The sequence below is a fragment of the Kitasatospora sp. SC0581 genome (assembly GCF_048159585.1).
Lineage (GTDB): Bacteria > Actinomycetota > Actinomycetes > Streptomycetales > Streptomycetaceae > Kitasatospora.
Genome location: NZ_JBLRWA010000019.1, coordinates 51,817 through 69,410 on the forward strand (window position 1 = coordinate 51,817; position 17,594 = coordinate 69,410).

Sequence of the window (17,594 nt, forward strand, 5' to 3'; positions counted from 1 at the left end):
GTCGGTGCCGGGCCGCCCGGTGGTGTCACGGCCGGCGGTCGTGCACCGCGGTGGTGCGTGTCCGGCCGGTTCGCGGTGCGGCGGTTCGCCGCCATGGAGTCTTCCATCGCGGACGAGGACGGCGCTGCCCGCCCCCCGGGTTGCGGTGCGGGCCGGAGGTCACCGATCCGTGATCCGGGCCCGCCCGGTCCGCCGACGCAGCAGGGCATCGGGCCCCGTTGGTGGACAATCCCCGATCTTCACCCTGACGAGTGAGCCGTCCTTGTGATCACCCGTCAGGGATAGGTAACCCTTACCTGACGCGACGGTGCGAGCGCCCGCCGACCCCTCCACCACAGTGCGCGTCCGCACCCCCACGCGCCCCAAGGAGCAGCCTTGAGCACCGCCGCCCTCACCGTCGCCCCGCCCGTACCGTCGCCCACCGTGGAGCGGGCCCACGGGCACGACCTCCTGCTGCACCCCGACCCGGCCGTCGCCGCCGAACAGGCCGGACTGGAGGCCCTGCTGCGCTGCTGGACCCGGGAGACCGGAGCCCGGCCCGGTCCGGACGGCCGGCTGCGGATCGCCGTCCTCGGCGGGGCCGCCCGGCTCACCGCCCCGGTCCGCTACTGGTCGCCCGGCGGCTGGCACCGCTTCGGACCCGCCACCCTCGCGGTCGGGGAGACCGGCCCGGCCGGGGACGTCCGCGAGGCCCCCGTCGACGCCGTCACCGCCGCCGCGCTGCTCGCCGCCGCGGCCGCCGAACGGCCCGACCCCGGGCAGGTCGCCGACCTGGCCGCCAGGGTCGGCGACTCGGTGGTGCGCACCGCCGAGATCCTCGCCCACCGCCGCACCGCCGCCGTGCCCGGCGGGCCGGAGCGCTCGCACTTCCTCGCCGCCGAGCAGTCCCTGCTGCTCGGCCACCCGCTGCACCCCACGCCGAAGAGCCGCGACGGCCTCGGCCCGGCCCAGAGCGCCGCCTACTCGCCCGAACTGCACGGCTCCTTCCAACTGCACTGGTACGCCGTCGACCGCGAACTGCTCGCGGCCGGCTCCGCCGTCGCCGAGAGCGCCGAACGGCTCACCGCCGGACTGCTCGACGGCGCCGTGCCGCTGCCGCCCGGCACCGCCGCCGTCCCGCTGCACCCCTGGCAGGCCCGCGAACTCGCCCACCGCCCGGCCGTCGCCGCCCTGCTCGCCGACGGGCTGCTGCACGACCTCGGCCCGGCCGGCGACCCCTGGTACCCCACCTCCTCGGTGCGCACCGTCTACCGGCCCGGCACCCCGTGGATGCTCAAGCTCTCGCTCGGCCTGCGGATCACCAACTCCCGCCGGGAGAACCTGCGCAAGGAACTGCACCGCGGCCTGGAGATGCACCGGCTGCTGGAGAGCGGGCTGGCCGCCGAGTGGCGGGCCGCCCACCCCGGCTTCGACATCGTCCGCGACCCGGCCTGGATCGGCGTCGACCACCCCGCCCTCGGCGACCCGGGCGGCCTGGACACCGTGCTGCGCGCCCAGCCCTTCGCGCCCACCGACCGGGCGCTGTGCGTCGCCGGCCTGGTCGCCGAACAGCCGCTCGGCATCGGCGACACCGTGCCCTCCCGGCTCGGCGACACCCTGCGGGCCCTGGCCGTCCGCTGCGCCCGCCCGCTGCCGACGGTGGCCGCCGAATGGTTCCTGCGCTACCTGGACGCGGTCGTGCTGCCGATCCTCTGGCTGGACGGCCGGGGCGGCATCGCCCTGGAGGCGCACCAGCAGAACAGCCTCGTCCTGCTGGACGCCGAGGGCTGGCCCTGCGGCGGCCGCTACCGCGACAACCAGGGCTACTACTACCGGGAGAGCGCCGCCGCGCGGCTCGCCGCCCGGCTGCCCGGACTCGGCGCGGACAGCGACACCTTCCTGCCGGACGACGTGATCGACCACCACTTCGCCTACTACCTCGGCATCAACCACGTGCTCGGCCTGATCGGCGCCCTCGGCTCCCAGCGGCTCGCCGACGAGACGGTGCTGCTGGCCGCGCTGCGCCGGTTCCTGGCCGGCCCGCGGGCCGCCGCCACCGGCTCGGCGCTGCCCGCGCTGCTGCTGGACGCGCCCGCGCTGCCCTGCAAGGCCAACCTGCTCACCCGGGTCAACGGCATGGACGAACTGGTCGGCCCGGTCGCCAGCCAGTCCGTGTACGTGGACATCCCCAACCCGGTGGCGGGTGCCTGATGGCGGACGACGGGTGCCGGGTGCCGGACGGCCTGGCCGGGTGGGGCGCCGTCCCCACCCCGGCCGGCGAGTTCCGGCTCGGCCCGGTCCGGCTGCCCGCCGACCTGGCGCTGCTCGCCGGGTGGATGAACGACCCGGAGGTCGACGCCTTCTGGGAGCTCGCCGGGCCGCCGGAGGTCACCGAACGGCACGTCCGGGCCCAACTGGACGGCGACGGCCGCAGCCTCCCGTGCCTCGGCCTGCTCGACGGTGAGCCGATGAGCTACTGGGAGGTCTACCGCGCCGACCTCGACCCGCTCGCCGCGCACTACCCGGCCCGGCCGTTCGACACCGGCGTGCACCTGCTGCTCGGCCCCGCCGCCAGCCGCGGCCGCGGCCTGGGCGCCGTCCTGCTGGCCGCCCTCGCAGAATTGATTCTCCGCCGGAATCCGCGCTGCGAACGGGTGGTGGCCGAGCCGGACGTCCGCAACCGGCGGTCCGTCCGGGCCTTCGAACGGGCCGGATTCCGGGCCGCCGCCGAACTCGACCTGCCCGACAAGCGCGCCGCCCTGATGGTCCGCGACCGGGCCGACGGGCCCGCCGCGCAGGCCCAACTCCCCGCCTAGGACGACCCTGTGGACACCTCGACACCCCCTCCGTACGACCTGCTCGGCGTCGGCATCGGCCCGTTCAACCTCTCGCTCGCCGCACTCGCCGAACCCGTCCCCGGCCTGCGCACGCTCTTCTGCGACCAGCGCCCGGAGTTCCGCTGGCACCCCGGGATGCTGGTCGACGGGGCCCGGATGCAGGTGCCGTTCCTCGCCGACCTGGTCTCCCTCGTCGACCCGACCAGCCCGTGGTCCTTCCTCAACTACCTGCGCGACCAGGACCGGCTGTTCCCGTTCTACTTCGCCGAGCGTTTCCAGCTGCCGCGCCGCGAGTACGACCACTACTGCCGCTGGGCCGCCGAGCGGCTGGCCAACTGCCGCTTCGGCACCGAGGTCACCGCCCTGCACTGGGAGGCGCCCTGGTACCGCGCCGAACTGACCGACACCGCGACCGGCCGGCGCTCCGAGGCCAGGGCCCGCAACCTCGCCCTCGGCGTCGGCACCCGGCCGGTGCTGCCCGAGGCCTTCGCCGCGCTGGCCGGCCACCCGCGGGCCTTCCACTCCGCCGAGTACCTGGACCGCCGCGCCGACCTGGCCGGCGCCCGCGACATCACCGTGGTCGGCAGCGGGCAGTCCGGCGCCGAGGTCTTCCTCGACCTGCTCCGGCGCCACGAGGGCGACGACGTCCGGCTGCGCTGGCTCACCCGGACCAGGGCGCTCGCCCCCATGGAGTACTCCAAGCTCGGCCTGGAGCACTTCACCCCCGACTACACCCGCTACTTCCACGGCCTGCCCGCGGCCGTCCGGGACGCGCTGGTCACCGCCCAGTGGCAGCTGCACAAGGCCGCCAGCGCCGAGACCCTCGCCGAGATCCACGACCACCTCTACGAGCGCACCATCGGCCGCCCGATCGACGCCGCCCCGGTCGAGATCACCCCCGGCACCGCCGTCGACGCCGCCCGCCCCGGCCCCTGCGGCGGCCTCGAACTGCACTGCCGGCACACCGACTCCGGCGCCGAACACCTGCTGCGCACCGACGCCGTGGTGCTCGCCACCGGCTACCGGGCGGCCCGCCCGGCCGCGCTCGAACCGCTCGCCGAACTGATCGACTGGGACGAGGCCGGGCGCTACCGGGTCGACCAGGACCACCGGGTCGCCACCCGGCCCGGACTCACCGGCGGGCTGTACGTCCAGAACGCCGAACTGCACACCCACGGCGTCGGCACCCCCGACCTCGGACTCGGCGCCCACCGGGCCGCCGTGATCCTCAACGCCGTCACCGGGCGCACCGTCCACCGGCTGCCCGGCCGCACCGCCTGGACCGGCTTCGCGCCGCCCGGCCCCGCCGGGCCCGCCGACCAGCCCACCTCCGCCGGTCCCGTAGAACAGCCCACCTCCGCCGGTCCCGTAGAACAGCCCACCCCCGCCGGTCCCGTAGAACAGCCCACCCCCGCCGTCCCCCGCCCCCAGGAGTTGACCCGTGCCGCAACCGTCGGCCGCTGAACCGCCGCTCCACCTGCCCCCGCACCTCACCGCCGGGCACTGGCAGCGGGCCGGCCGCGCCCTGCTGGCCAAGATGCTGGGCGAGTTCGCCTACGAGGAACTGCTCCGACCCGTCCCCGGCGACGAGCCCGGCGAGTACCGGCTGGAGCTGCCCGAGGCCGAGTACCGCTTCACCGCCCGGCGCGGCTCCTACGACAGCTGGCAGGTCGACCCGGAGTCCGTCCGCTGCTCCCGCCCGGACGGCCTGGACCCGCTGCGCTTCCTCCCGTACGCCCGGCAGACCCTCGGCCTGCGCGGCGAGACCACCGGCCACCTGATCCGCGAGCTCTCCGCCACCCTCACCGCCGACGCCCGCCAGCTCGCCACCGCGCTGACCGCCGCCGAACTCGCCGACCTCGACCACGCCGCGCTGGAGGGCCGGCAGACCGGCCACCCCTGGATCGTCCCCAACAAGGGCCGGATCGGCTTCTCCGCCGCCGACGCCGCCCGCTGGGCCCCGGAGGCCCGCAGCCCGCGCCCGCTGCCGTGGATCGCCGTGCACCGCCGGCTCGCCGAGTACCGCGGCGTGCCCGGCCTGGAGCGGCCCGAGCAGCTGTACGCCCGCGAGCTCGACGACGTGGACGCGCTGCGCGCCGCGCTCGGCCCGGACGCCGAGGACTACCTGCTGCTGCCCGTCCACCCCTGGCAGTGGGACGAGACGGTCCTGCCGCTGTTCGCGCCCTGGATCGCCTCCGGCGAGATCGTCCCGCTGCCCTCGGACGGCGACCCACGGCTGCCCCAGCAGTCCATCCGCTCCTTCTTCAACACCGCCCACCCCGAGCGCTGCACCGTCAAGCTGCCGCTGTCCATCCTCAACACCCTGGTCTGGCGCGGCCTGCCGGTCGAGCGCACGCTGGCCGCGCCCGCCGTCACCGCCTGGCTGCTCGGACTGCGCGACGCCGACCCGTACCTGCGCGACGAGTGCCGGGTGATCCTGCTCGGCGAGATCGCCTCCGTCACCGTCGACCACCCGCTCTACCGCGAGCTGCCCGAGGCGCCGTACCAGTACAAGGAACTGCTCGGCGCGATCTGGCGCCAGCCGCTCGGCCCCTTCCTGGACGGCGGCGAGCGAGCCCGCACCCTGGCCTCGCTGCTGCAGACCGGCTCCGACGGGCGGGCGCTCGCCGCCGAGCTGATCGACCGCTCCGGCCTGCTCCCCGGCGACTGGACCGCCCGGCTGTTCGCCGCGATGATGCCGCCGCTGCTGCACTTCCTCTACCGCTACGGGCTGGTCTTCTCCCCGCACGGCGAGAACGCCATCGTGGTCTTCGACCCCACCGACGCGCCGGTCCGGCTCGCGGTCAAGGACTTCGTGGACGACGTCAACCTCAGCGCCCAGGACCTGCCCGAACTGCGCGGCCTGCCCGACGAGGTGGCCGAGGTGCTGCTGCGGGAGAGCCCGCAGGGGCTCTGCCAGTTCATCCACTCCGGGCTGTTCATCGGCGTCTTCCGCTTCCTCGCCCCGCTGCTGGAGGCGCAGACCGGACTGCCCGAGACCGAGTTCTGGGCCCTGCTGCGCGCCGAGGTGCTGCGCTACCAGGACCGCTTCCCCGAGCTGCGCGAGCGCTTCGAGCTGTTCGACCTGTTCCGCCCCCGGATCGACCGGCTCTGCCTCAACCGCAACCGGCTGCTGATGGACGGCTACCAGGACCGCCCGCACCGCCCGCACGCCGCCCGGTACGGGACCGTGCCGAACGCGCTGGTCGCCGTGGACGTGCGGATGCCCGGGCAACGGGACCGGATTGTCACCCCCGCCCCGTAGGCTGGGAGGGTCATGACGAACGACTCCGAATCCCACGACTCCGAATCCCAGCGGGCGGCAGTCCTCGGCGACGAGGCCGAGGAAGCCGTCGCCGTCCCGCGCTCGCGGATCCCCGAACTGCTGCACGCCGCGGTGGCGGCCGTCGGCGGTGTGGAGCGCCCCGGCCAGGTCCGGATGGCCGAGGCCGTCGCCGACGCCGTCGACCACGCCGAGCACCTGCTCGTCCAGGCCGGCACCGGCACCGGGAAGTCCCTGGCCTACCTGGTGCCCGCGCTCGCCCACGGCGACCGGGTGGTGGTCGCCACCGCCACCCTGGCACTGCAACGCCAGCTGGTGGAGCGGGACTTGCCGCGCACCGTCGAGGCGATGCACCCGGTGCTGCGCCGCCGCCCGCTGTTCGCGATGCTCAAGGGCCGCTCCAACTACCTCTGCCTGCACCGGGCCAACGAAGGCACCCCGAGCGACGAGGGCGAGGGCCTGTTCGACCCGGTGGACGCGCTCGGCGGGCCCACCGGGAAGCTCGGGAAGGACGTGCTGCGGCTGCGCGACTGGGCCGACGAGACCGACACCGGGGACCGCGACGACCTCAGCCCCGGCGTCTCCGACAAGGCCTGGGCCCAGCTCTCGGTCACCTCCAAGGAGTGCCTGGGCGCCACCCGCTGCCCGTACGGCCAGGAGTGCTTCGCGGAGAAGGCGCGGGAGCGGGCCAAGCTGGCGGACGTCGTGGTCACCAACCACGCGATGCTCGCGATCGACGCGATCGAGGGCGCGCCGGTGCTGCCCGAGCACGGGCTGCTGATCGTGGACGAGGCGCACGAGCTGGTCAACCGGGTCACCGGCGCGGCCACCGCCGAGCTGACCGTCGGCGCCGTCAACCGGGCGGTGAAGCGGGCCGCGCGGCTGGCCAACGAGAAGGCGGTGGACGCGCTCCAGGCCGCCGCCGAGAACTACCACGGCCTGATGGAGACCGCCCAGCCCGGCCGGGTCGAGGAGCTGCCCGAGTACCTCGCGTACGCGGTCACCGCGATCCGGGACGCCTCCCGCCAGGTGATCACCTCGCTCGGCGAGACCAGGGACAAGGGGCTCAGCGACGAGGACGCCGTCCGCAAGCAGGCGATGGCCTCGGCCGAGGCGCTGCACGAGACGGCCGAGCGGCTGCTGGAGGACTCCGAGTACGACGTGGTCTGGATCGAGCGCAGCGACCGCTACGGGCTGGGCACCGCCTCGCTGCGGGTCGCCCCGCTGAGCGTCTCCGGGCTGCTGCGCGAGGGGCTGTACAAGGAGCGCTCGGTCGTCCTCACCTCGGCCACGCTCAAGCTCGGCGGGGACTTCAACGGCGTCGCCGCCTCGGTCGGCCTGCCCTCCGAGACGCGGCTGCCGGACGTCCGCACCGCCGGGGACAACCCGGACGCCGAGGCGGGCTTCGGCGAGGACGCGGTGCCACACTGGCGCGGGATCGACGTCGGCTCGCCGTTCAAGTACCCCAAGCAGGGCATCCTGTACGTCGCCAAGCACCTGGCCGACCCCGGGCGCGATCCCGAACGGCCCGACATGCTGGACGAGTTGGCCGAGCTGATCGGCGCGGCCGGCGGGCGCACGCTGGGCCTGTTCTCCTCGATGCGCGGCGCCCAGACGGCCGCCGAGGCGATGCGCGAGCGGCTGGACCACCGCGTCCTGCTCCAGGGCGAGGACACCCTCGGCGAGCTGATCCGGGAGTTCGCCTCGGACGCGACGACCTGCCTGTTCGGCACGCTCTCGCTCTGGCAGGGCGTGGACGTGCCCGGCTCGGCCTGCCAGCTGGTCGTGATGGACCGGATCCCGTTCCCCCGGCCGGACGACCCGCTGATGAGCGCCCGCCAGAAGGACGTCGAACAGCGCGGCGGGAACGGCTTCATGGCCGTCGCGGCGACGCACGCGGCGCTGCTGATGGCGCAGGGCGCGGGCCGGCTGGTGCGCGCGGCCGACGACCGGGGCGTGGTCGCGGTGCTGGACCCGCGGGTGGAGACCAAGCGGTACGGGAGCTTCTTCCGCTCCTCGATGCCGGAGTTCTGGTACACCACGGACCGCAACCAGGTGCGCCGCTCGCTGGCGTCGATCGACGCCTCGGCGGCGCCGGTGCGGCCGGTGGTGAAGCGGGGCTGAGGGCCCCGGCCGCCCGGCCCGTGGAACGCCGGAGGGGCTCCCCGCACTGTGCGGAGGAGCCCCTTCCCGGTGTGTGTGGTGGTGCGGTGCGTGCTGGTGCTGCGGGTGCGCTCAGCGGCGCCGGACCGCTCAGAGGCGGCGCAGGACTGCGACGACCTTGCCCAGGATGGTCGCGTTGTCGCCGTTGATCGGCTCGTACGCCGGGTTGTGCGGCATCAGCCAGATCCGGCCGTCCTCGCGCTTGAGCCGCTTCACGGTGGCCTCGCCGTCGATCATCGCGGCCACGATGTCGCCGTTCTCGGCGACCGGCTGGCGGCGCACGGTGACCCAGTCGCCGTCGCAGATGGCCGCCTCGATCATCGAGTCGCCGCGCACGGTGAGCGCGAACAGCTCGCCCTCGCCGACCAGCTGGCGGGGCAGCGGGAAGACGTCCTCGACCGTCTGCTCGGCCAGGATCGGCCCGCCGGCGGCGATCCGGCCGACCAGCGGGACGTAGGAGGTGGAGGGGCGGCCGGCCGTCTCGGCGGTGTTCGGACGGGCCACCTCGACGCCGCGGACCTCGTAGGCGCGCGGGCGGTGCGGATCCCGGCGCAGGAAGCCCTTGCGCTCCAGGGCCATCAGCTGGTGGGCGACCGAGGAGGTGCTGGACAGGCCCACGGCCTGGCCGATCTCGCGCATGGACGGCGGGTAGCCGCGGCGCTGGACGGAATCCCGGATGACCTCGATCACCCGGCGCTGGCGCTCGGTGAGACCGGCCTCGTCGGTGCGGATGCCGGGGGGGCGACCGGGCATCGCCCGGGCGGGGGAGGTGTGGGAGTCGTCCATGGCGGTGGAGTGTTCGATCGGCTGGTCGGGAACGCGGGTCGCCCCGGAAAGGGCCGCGCCGGAGAGGCGGTGGTCTTCGCTACGGTCCATGCTGCTGTCCACACCCTGCTGATTCGTGGTGCGCTGCCCCACCTTGAACTGGGAGTGTTCCTGCACCGGGATGGTGTTGCTTTCGATCGTGTTCACGGCGGCCCCTCTCGACGGCTGTCCTCTCCCCTTTTCCAGCCCAACGCGCCTCCTATCGAAAGGTTGCGCCAAACACACGTTCGAGTGAATTATTCGGGAGTTGACTGACTCGATCAAGGCTTTGTTGTACATCGAGTAAATGTTCGAGCGAAACTCGACCCCGGCAGTCTAATCGGGCCCCTCGCGGCATCGACACGCCAAGGCGCTCACCTCCCCCAGACTCCTAGATGTAGTGGCTACAGTCCTCTCCGTGCCCAGTACTAGTGGTCGCCCCGCATGATCAGCTTGCCCAGGCCGGGGGCGCATCGCATAGACTCAACAGGTCCGAACGTTCTGCCAGGGAGGGATCCCGAGGTGCACTGCCCCTTCTGCCGGCACTCCGACAGCCGTGTTGTCGACAGCCGGACCACCGAGGACGGCAGCTGCATCCGCCGTCGTCGGCAGTGCCCGGACTGCGGACGCCGCTTCACCACGGTGGAGACGGCCGCGCTGATGGTCATCAAGCGCAGCGGCGTCACCGAGCCGTTCTCCCGGCAGAAGGTCATCACCGGCGTCCGCAAGGCCTGCCAGGGCCGCCCGGTCACCGAGGACGCGCTCGCCCAGCTCGGCCAGCGGGTCGAGGAGTGCGTGCGCGCCAGCGGCAGCGCCGAGCTGACCACCCACGACGTGGGGCTGGCCATACTCGGCCCGCTCAAGGAACTCGACGTGGTCGCCTACCTGCGCTTCGCCTCCGTGTACCAGGCGTACGACGGACTGGAAGACTTCGAGGCCGCCATCGCGGAGCTCCGCGCAGAACGGCCCCGCATCCCCGAGGCGGACGACACCTGCGTGTCCGTGTCCGCCGCCGCGCCCTAGGAGGCGCCGGGCCCCTCGCGGGCCCAGCCACCCGCACCACCACGGCCCCGCGGGGCCCACGCGTGCCCGAAAACGGGGCACAGAACACTACAAACCGTGCGTAAGCAGGCAGGGTTCCTGCCTGCCCGCACACCGGAAGAACGAACCAGCAGTGCCCGGACTTTTCAGGGCACTTCGGGCGTTTGCCCAGGAGGAGGAGCGAGAAGTGACAGACACCACGAGCGGTTCCGCACGCGGGTCGAAGTCCGAGAAGGCCGCGGCCAAGGGCGCCAAGGCCCCGAAGGGCGGTCTCCGGATGGAGCGCATCTACACCACTCCTGGCGTGCACCCGTACGACGAGGTCCGCTGGGAGCGGCGGGACGTCGTCATGACCAACTGGCGTGACGGCTCGATCAACTTCGAGCAGCGCGGCGTCGAGTTCCCCGACTTCTGGTCGGTCAACGCCGTCAACATCGTCACGTCCAAGTACTTCCGCGGCGCCGTCGGCACCCCCCAGCGCGAGTGGAGCCTCAAGCAGATCATCGACCGCGTGGTGCTCACCTACCGCGCCGCCGGCGAGAAGCACGGCTACTTCGCCTCCAAGGACGACGCCGAGATCTTCGAGCACGAGCTGACCCACGCCCTCCTCCACCAGGTGTTCAGCTTCAACTCGCCGGTCTGGTTCAACGTCGGCACCAAGCAGCCCCAGCAGGTCAGCGCCTGCTTCATCCTGTCCGTCGACGACTCCATGGACTCGATCCTCGACTGGTACAAGGAAGAGGGCATGATCTTCAAGGGCGGCTCCGGCGCCGGCCTGAACCTCTCCCGGATCCGCTCCTCCAAGGAACTGCTCTCCTCCGGCGGCAACGCCTCCGGCCCGGTCTCCTTCATGCGCGGCGCCGACGCCTCGGCCGGCACCATCAAGTCCGGTGGCGCCACCCGCCGCGCGGCCAAGATGGTCGTGCTCGACGTGGACCACCCGGACGTCGAGGCCTTCATCGAGACCAAGGTGAAGGAGGAGGAGAAGATCCGCGCCCTGCGCGACGCGGGCTTCGACATGGACCTCGGCGGGGACGACATCACCTCCGTCCAGTACCAGAACGCCAACAACTCGGTCCGCGTCAACGACGAATTCATGACCGCCGTCGAGAACGGCACCGAATTCGGCCTGCGCGCCCGGATGACCGGCGAGGTCATCGAGACCGTCGACGCGAAGAAGCTGTTCCGCAAGATGGCCGAGGCCGCCTGGGCCTGCGCCGACCCCGGCATCCAGTACGACACCACGATCAACCACTGGCACACCTGCCCGGAGTCCGGCCGCATCAACGCGTCCAACCCCTGCTCCGAGTACATGCACCTGGACAACTCCAGCTGCAACCTCGCCTCGCTGAACCTGATGAAGTTCCTGCGCGACGACGACTCCTTCGACGCGGCGACCTTCGCCAAGGTCGTCGAGCTGGTCATCACCGCGATGGACATCTCCATCTGCTTCGCGGACTTCCCCACCGAGAAGATCGGCGAGACCACCCGCGCCTACCGCCAGCTCGGCATCGGCTACGCCAACCTCGGCGCCCTGCTGATGGCCACCGGCCACGCCTACGACAGCGAGGGCGGCCGCGCCCTGGCCGGCGCCATCACCTCGCTGATGACCGGCACCGCCTACCGCCGCGGCGCCGAACTCGCCGGCGTGGTCGGCCCGTACGACGGCTACGCCCGCAACGCGGCCCCGCACCAGCAGGTCATGAAGCAGCACGCCGACGCCTCGCTGGACGCCGTCTCCCACGACGACCTGGACGCCCCGGTCTGGCTGGCCGCCAACAAGTCCTGGCAGGACGTGCTCCGCCTCGGCGCGCAGAACGGCTTCCGCAACGCCCAGGCCTCGGTGCTCGCCCCGACCGGCACCATCGGCCTGATGATGGACTGCGACACCACCGGCGTCGAGCCCGACCTGGCCCTGGTCAAGTTCAAGAAGCTGGTCGGCGGCGGCTCGATGCAGATCGTCAACGGCACCGTCCCGCGCGCCCTCAAGCGCCTCGGCTACCAGGACGAGCAGACCGAGGCGGTCGTCGCCCACATCGCCGAGCACGGCAACGTGGTGGACGCCCCGGGCCTGAAGCCGGAGCACTACGAGGTGTTCGACTGCGCGATGGGCGAGCGCTCCATCTCGCCGATGGGGCACGTGCGGATGATGGCCGCGATCCAGCCCTGGATCTCCGGCGCCATCTCCAAGACCGTGAACATGCCGGCCGCCGCGACCGTCGAGGACGTCGAGGAGATCTACTTCGAGGCGTGGAAGATGGGCGTCAAGGCGCTCGCCATCTACCGCGAAAACTCGAAGGTCGGCCAGCCGCTCTCGGCCAAGAAGAAGGACTCCGAGGAGAAGACCGAGGCGGCCGCCCCGGTCACCCCGGCCGCCGTGGTCGAGAAGGTCGTCGAGTACCGCCCGGTCCGCAAGCGCCTGCCCAAGGGCCGTCCGGGCATCACCACCTCCTTCACGGTCGGTGGCGCCGAGGGCTACATGACCGCCAACTCCTACCCGGACGACGGCCTGGGCGAGGTCTTCCTGAAGATGTCCAAGCAGGGCTCGACCCTCGCGGGCATGATGGACGCCTTCTCCATCGCCGTCTCGGTCGGCCTCCAGTACGGCGTGCCGCTGGAGACCTACGTCTCGAAGTTCACCAACATGCGCTTCGAGCCGGCCGGCCTGACCGACGACCCGGACGTGCGGATGGCGCAGTCGATCGTCGACTACATCTTCCGCCGCCTGGCGCTCGACTTCCTGCCGTTCGAGACCCGCTCGGCGCTCGGCATCCACTCCGTCGAGGAGCGCCAGCGCCACCTGGAGACGGGCTCGTACGAGCCGCTGGAGGCCGAGGAGCTCGACACCGAGTCGCTCGCCCAGTCCGCCCCCGTCGCCGCCAAGCCGGCCGCCGTCCCGGCCCCGGCCCCAGCCCCCGTCGTTGAGGCACCCAAGGCGACCCCGAAGCAGGCCCACAACTCCACGGAGCTGATGGAGATCCAGCTCGGCCTCAACGCCGACGCCCCGCTCTGCTTCTCCTGCGGCACCAAGATGCGCCGCGCCGGCAGCTGCTACCTCTGCGAGGGTTGCGGCTCCACCAGCGGCTGCAGCTGACCGCGCCCGACCCCGGTTTCACCCGATGAGGTGAAAACCTGAGGCGGGGCGAGGACTTCACGTCCTCGCCCCGCCTTTTCTGTCGGTCGGGGTTGCTTTGCTGCGCGCATGGCGACAGGAGCAGAGAAGCGGGCACCACGACGGCCACCGGCGGCGGAGATCACACCGGAGACCCCGATCTGGTGCCCGGCGTGCCGGGACCACCACCCGGCCGCCGATTTCCCGAGGAACGCGAGCAGGCCGAGCGGTCTGCAGAGCGAGTGCAAGCAGGCCGTCCGGGCGAGGGCGGCGAGGCCGGAGGCCCGCGAGGCCGCGAACCGGGCCCGGCGGAAGAAGTGGGAACGGCCGGAGGTCCGGGCCGCCGCACTGGAGCGGCAGCGCGCTCGGCGCGCGAAGCTCGGTGCCGGGCACGATCTGCGCCGGTCGCGGGCCAGGCTTCAGGCCGTGGTGGCGGAGTGGAAGAGCGGCGGCTGCGTCGACTGCGGGTACGCCGATGTACGGGCCCTGGACCCTGACCACCTGGACCCGACGCAGAAGGCGGGAACGATATCCCGCCTCGTGCAGCTGTGCGTCGCCAAGGACCGGCTGCTGGCCGAGCTCGCCAAGTGCGAGGTCCGGTGCGCCCGCTGCCATCGAGCGCGGACGATGCGGCAGCGCGGGCGTTCGACGGAACGGCTGCCTCCGTCCTGGGCCCGGATGGTGGAGGCCCAGGCGCGGAACGACCGGTTGAAGCTGGCGCGGGGCTGCGCCGACTGCGGTTGGCGGGGATGGGCCCGGGGCCTCGACTGGGACCACGTGCGCGGCGCCAAGTCGGCGAACGTGTCGCAGCTGATCGCCGAGCGGAAGCCGTGGTCGGAGGTCGCGGCGGAGATCGCCAAGTGCGAGGCCGTGTGTGCGAACTGCCACCGGATCCGGACTGCGGTCAGGCGGGGCCGGACGTCCCGGAGCGCGTCCGGCGTGCCGATGTCACGTTCGGGGGCGGTGTCCGGTCTGTAGGGGGTGACGGGTTTCCTCAGGGAAGGAGTGGCGCGGTGATGGGAACGGTGCTGGTGACCGGGGCGACGGGGACGTTGGGGCGGGAGGTGGTGCGGCTGCTGGTGGCGCGCGGGGTGGCGGTGCGGGGGCTGAGCCGGCGGGTGCGGGACGGGGGCGACGGGGTCGAGTGGGTGGTCGGGGACCTGGTCGGCGGGGCCGGGGTGGCGGAGGCGATGGCCGGGGTCGACGTGGTGGTGGACTGCGCGACCACGCAGAAGAAGGCGGACGTGGCCGGGTTCCGGACGCTGGTGGCCCGGGCCCGGGAGGCCGGGGTGCGGCACCTGGTGTACGTGTCGATCGTCGGGATCGACCGGGTGCCGTTCGGGTACTACGCGACGAAGCTCGCCTGCGAGCGGGTGGTGCGGGAGTCGGGGCTGGGCTGGACGGTGCTGCGGGCGACGCAGTTCCACGACCTGGTGCTGAAGGTCTTCGACGCCTCCGTGAAGCTGCCGGTCTTCCCGGTGCTGAGCGGGGTGGCGTGCCAGCCGGTGGACGTACGGGAGGTGGCCGCGGCGGTCGCGGGCCTGGCGGGGGAGGAGCCCGCCGGCTTCGCCCCGGAGGTCGGCGGCCCGCAGGTGCGTTCGTACCGGGAGCTGGCCGAGGCCTACCTGCGGGCGGCGGGCAGGCGCCGGTTGCTGCTGCCGCTGCCCCTCCCGGGAGCGACCGGCCGCGGACTGCGGGCGGGCGGCAATCTGACGCCGGATCGGGCGGTGGGCCGGGGGACCTTCGAGGAGGCACTGGAGCGACGGTTCGGCGGCCGCTGAGGTCGGCGGCCGCCGGCACAGGACGGGCGCCCACGGTGTGAGGCGTGGTGCTCGGGTGGGCGTCGGGGCGTCGTTGTGTGGTGTGGGCGGCGTGAAGGTAGGAGATTGGCCGTCAACTGGCCGCTTGAGGCCTATGTCTGAATCGATATGATCGGCCGAAAGCGTGAACCGATCAGACGCCCGGAGACGTTTCGCTACGTCGCCGGGCGGACTGGTATGCGCCCGACCAGCTGTCGGCGGCCGCAACCGTCGCCGACCCGCCGCCCGCGCCGCCGCCCGCCGACGTTGCCGAGGACCGCACCGATGAGAGAAGCCACCAGCCCCGACGGCCGATCGCGCCGACGGCCCGCGCCGCGCACCGTCGCCCTGACCGCGGCCGCCGTGCTGCTGGCGCTGGTCGCCGCGCCGGTCGGCGTGGCCAGGGCGCTCGGCGCGCACCAGCCGCTCACCGCCCTCGCGGTGGGCGCCGTCACGGTGCTCTGGCTGATCGCCGTCGGCCTCGCGGCGGCTGGGGTCGAGCGCTCCCGCGGGTTGGCCGAGGACCTGGCCGCGCAGCACGAGGAGACCCGGGCGGCGCTGGTCGCCGCGGGCACGGCCCGGCAGGCCGAGACGGCCGCCGTCGACCGCGCCGCCGCCGCGTTCGCCGAGCGGGACGCCGCCCGCGCCGGGCAGGCCCGGGCCGAGGCCGACGTCACCACCGCGCACGCCGAGCTGGCCCGGCTGCGGGCCGAACTCGACGCCGAGCGGGCCGGGGCGGAGGCGGAGCGGACCCGGGTCGAGGCCGAGCGCGCCGAGCTGGCCCGGATCACCGAGGGCGTGCTGCCCGAGGTGGTGGCGAAGCTGCGGGCCGGCGCGGCGGTGGACAGTGCGCTGGCCGTCCACCGCAAGCACCCCCAGTACCCGCTGCTGCGTGCCGTCGGCGAGGAGATCGGCCGCGGCGAGCGGCTGCGGGCCGCCGCGCTCGCGGTGTGCGCGACCGCTGCCGGGCGGGTCCAGGCGCTGGCCACGAGCATGCATGCCGAGCTGCGCGAGATGCAGCACCGGCACGACGAGGAGGTCCTCGGCGACCTGCTGAGCCTGGACCACTCGACCGCCCAGGCGGGCCGGATGGCCGACAGCATCGCCGTGCTCACCGGCGCCCGCTCGGGCCGCCGTTGGGCCAAGCCGATCGCGGTGGAGTCGGTGCTGCGCGGCGCGCTCGGCCGGATCGGCGCCTACCAGCGGGTGCGGCTGCACAACGCCAGCACCGCCGCGGTCGCCGGGTACGCGGCCGAGGGCGTGATGCACGCGCTGGCCGAACTGCTGGACAACGCCACCAACTTCTCCGCCCCGCCGGCCGAGGTGCACGTCTACGTCGAGGAGGTGCCCGCCGGGCTGGCGGTCACCGTCGAGGACAGCGGGCTGGGCCTGAGCGACAGTTGGCTGCGCCGGGCCGAACGGGCCGTCTCCGCCGAACCGCTGGACCTCACCACGCTCTCCGCGGGTACCCGCCTGGGGCTGGCGGTGGTCGGCGTGCTGGCGCGCAAGCACGGGCTGCAGATCTCCTTCCGGCCCTCGGCACGCGGCGGTACCGGCGTGGTGATGCTGATCCCGCATCAGCTGGTCACCCACCCGGCACCGGCCGCGGCCCCGGCGCCCGTCCAGGTGTCCGTACCGGTACAGGCGTCGCCCGCGGAGACCGCGCGCCCCGCGCTCACCTCGGCGCGCCCCGCCCCGGCCTCCCTGCCTCCGGCTCCCTCCGCGCAGCGGACCCGCGTCGGGACGCAGGCCGCGGCCGGGACGCGGACCGCCACCGCGCCCGCGCTGCCGGCCGCGCCCGTCCGGACGACCGACAGCGGCCTGCCGCAGCGCCGCCGCGGACAGACGCTGGCCACCGCCGCCCCCGCGACGGACCGGGCGGCGAAGCCCGCCGGCACCGACGCGGCAGGTGCGGCCGGCCGGTTCGGCGCGTTCCGCCGGGCCGCCGCCCGTCCGGCGGCGGCCGGGCAGCCCGCCGCCGGGGCTCCGACCGAGGGCCCCGCAGGGACGCCGGTCACGGACCCTGCCGGGGCTCCGACCACCGACTCTGCCGGGCCGCCGGCCACCGACCCTTCCGGGGTGCCGACCACAGCCCCCGACACCACGCCCGACGCTTCCCCCGTCACCGAGAAGGACACCTGATGAGCAGTGCCACCGACCGTGACCTCGACTGGCTGTTGGAGAACCTGCTGGCGGCGACCCCCGGCACCCGGCACGCCCTGGTGCTCTCCGCCGACGGCCTCAAGCTCTGCCACACCGCCGGACTGAGCACCGACCAGGCCGACCAGCTGGCCGCCATCGCCTCCGGTCTGCAGAGCCTGGCGCACGGCGCCTCGATCGAGTTCGGCGACGGCAGCGGCGGTGTGCGGCAGTCGATGACCGAGTTCCACGGCGGCATCCTGTGCATCGTGGCGGCCGGCGAGGGCGCGCACCTGGCGGTGGTCACGGACGACGACGCGGACGTCGGCGTGGTCGGCCACAACATGCACGGCCTGATCGAGCAGATCGGGGTCCACCTCAGCGCGCCCGCCCGGGCGGCGGAAGGCGAGGCCGCGCAAGAGAGCGCGGTCATATGA

Annotated in this window: 12 protein-coding genes; 11 read left to right on the forward strand and 1 reads right to left on the reverse strand. The window is 73.6% G+C overall.

Translation table 11 applies throughout. The annotated features are described in order from the left end of the window. Positions 1-375: 375 nt before the first annotated feature. Genes ACLWS4_RS25255 through ACLWS4_RS25275 form a run of 5 tightly spaced genes read left to right on the forward strand, consistent with a single transcriptional unit; the run spans position 376 to position 8,223 of the window. Positions 376-2,190, forward strand: a complete 1,815-nt coding sequence (locus ACLWS4_RS25255) for an IucA/IucC family protein (protein ID WP_416875285.1) — start codon at positions 376-378, stop codon at positions 2,188-2,190. Beyond that, positions 2,082-2,795, forward strand: a complete 714-nt coding sequence (locus tag ACLWS4_RS25260; RefSeq protein WP_416875313.1) for a GNAT family N-acetyltransferase — start codon at positions 2,082-2,084, stop codon at positions 2,793-2,795. The genes ACLWS4_RS25255 and ACLWS4_RS25260 overlap by 109 nt, the downstream gene beginning before the upstream one ends. A 9-nt stretch (positions 2,796-2,804) precedes the next feature. Next, positions 2,805-4,280: a SidA/IucD/PvdA family monooxygenase gene (locus ACLWS4_RS25265; protein ID WP_416875286.1), complete on the forward strand. Its 1,476-nt coding sequence runs from the start codon at positions 2,805-2,807 to the stop codon at positions 4,278-4,280. Then, a complete protein-coding gene (locus tag ACLWS4_RS25270) occupies positions 4,258-6,081 on the forward strand; it encodes an IucA/IucC family protein (RefSeq protein ID WP_375876200.1) in 1,824 nt (607 codons plus the stop codon). Before ACLWS4_RS25265 ends, ACLWS4_RS25270 begins: the two co-directional genes overlap by 23 nt. 12 nt (positions 6,082-6,093) lie before the next feature. Beyond that, positions 6,094-8,223 (forward strand): ATP-dependent DNA helicase, encoded by a 2,130-nt coding sequence (locus tag ACLWS4_RS25275; RefSeq protein WP_079272798.1) that lies wholly within the window; start codon positions 6,094-6,096, stop codon positions 8,221-8,223. Between the two features lie 129 nt (positions 8,224-8,352). On the opposite strand, the gene lexA is transcribed toward ACLWS4_RS25275, so the two are convergent. Beyond that, positions 8,353-9,234 carry a transcriptional repressor LexA gene (gene lexA, locus ACLWS4_RS25280; RefSeq protein WP_310593172.1) on the reverse strand — a complete coding sequence of 294 codons (882 nt, stop codon included), beginning with the start codon at positions 9,232-9,234 and terminating at the stop codon, positions 8,353-8,355. A 354-nt stretch (positions 9,235-9,588) separates the two neighbouring features. On the opposite strand from lexA, the gene nrdR reads away from it, so the two are divergent. From nrdR to ACLWS4_RS25310, 6 genes are all read left to right on the forward strand, one after another. After that, a complete protein-coding gene (gene nrdR, locus ACLWS4_RS25285) occupies positions 9,589-10,089 on the forward strand; it encodes a transcriptional regulator NrdR (protein ID WP_380660827.1) in 501 nt (166 codons plus the stop codon). Between the two features lie 205 nt (positions 10,090-10,294). Further along, a complete protein-coding gene (locus ACLWS4_RS25290) occupies positions 10,295-13,201 on the forward strand; it encodes a vitamin B12-dependent ribonucleotide reductase (protein WP_416875287.1) in 2,907 nt (968 codons plus the stop codon). 108 nt (positions 13,202-13,309) lie between these two features. Then, on the forward strand, positions 13,310-14,197 hold the full coding sequence (locus ACLWS4_RS25295; RefSeq protein ID WP_416875288.1) for a hypothetical protein: 888 nt from the start codon (positions 13,310-13,312) through the stop codon (positions 14,195-14,197). Between the two features lie 38 nt (positions 14,198-14,235). Beyond that, positions 14,236-15,000 (forward strand): SDR family oxidoreductase, encoded by a 765-nt coding sequence (locus tag ACLWS4_RS25300; protein ID WP_416875314.1) that lies wholly within the window; start codon positions 14,236-14,238, stop codon positions 14,998-15,000. Between the two features lie 303 nt (positions 15,001-15,303). Then, positions 15,304-17,160 carry an ATP-binding protein gene (locus ACLWS4_RS25305; RefSeq protein WP_416875289.1) on the forward strand — a complete coding sequence of 619 codons (1,857 nt, stop codon included), beginning with the start codon at positions 15,304-15,306 and terminating at the stop codon, positions 17,158-17,160. Continuing rightward, the gene (locus ACLWS4_RS25310) at positions 17,160-17,594 is read left to right on the forward strand and encodes a roadblock/LC7 domain-containing protein (RefSeq protein WP_049653112.1); all 435 of its coding nucleotides are present in this window, start codon (positions 17,160-17,162) and stop codon (positions 17,592-17,594) included. Before ACLWS4_RS25305 ends, ACLWS4_RS25310 begins: the two co-directional genes overlap by 1 nt.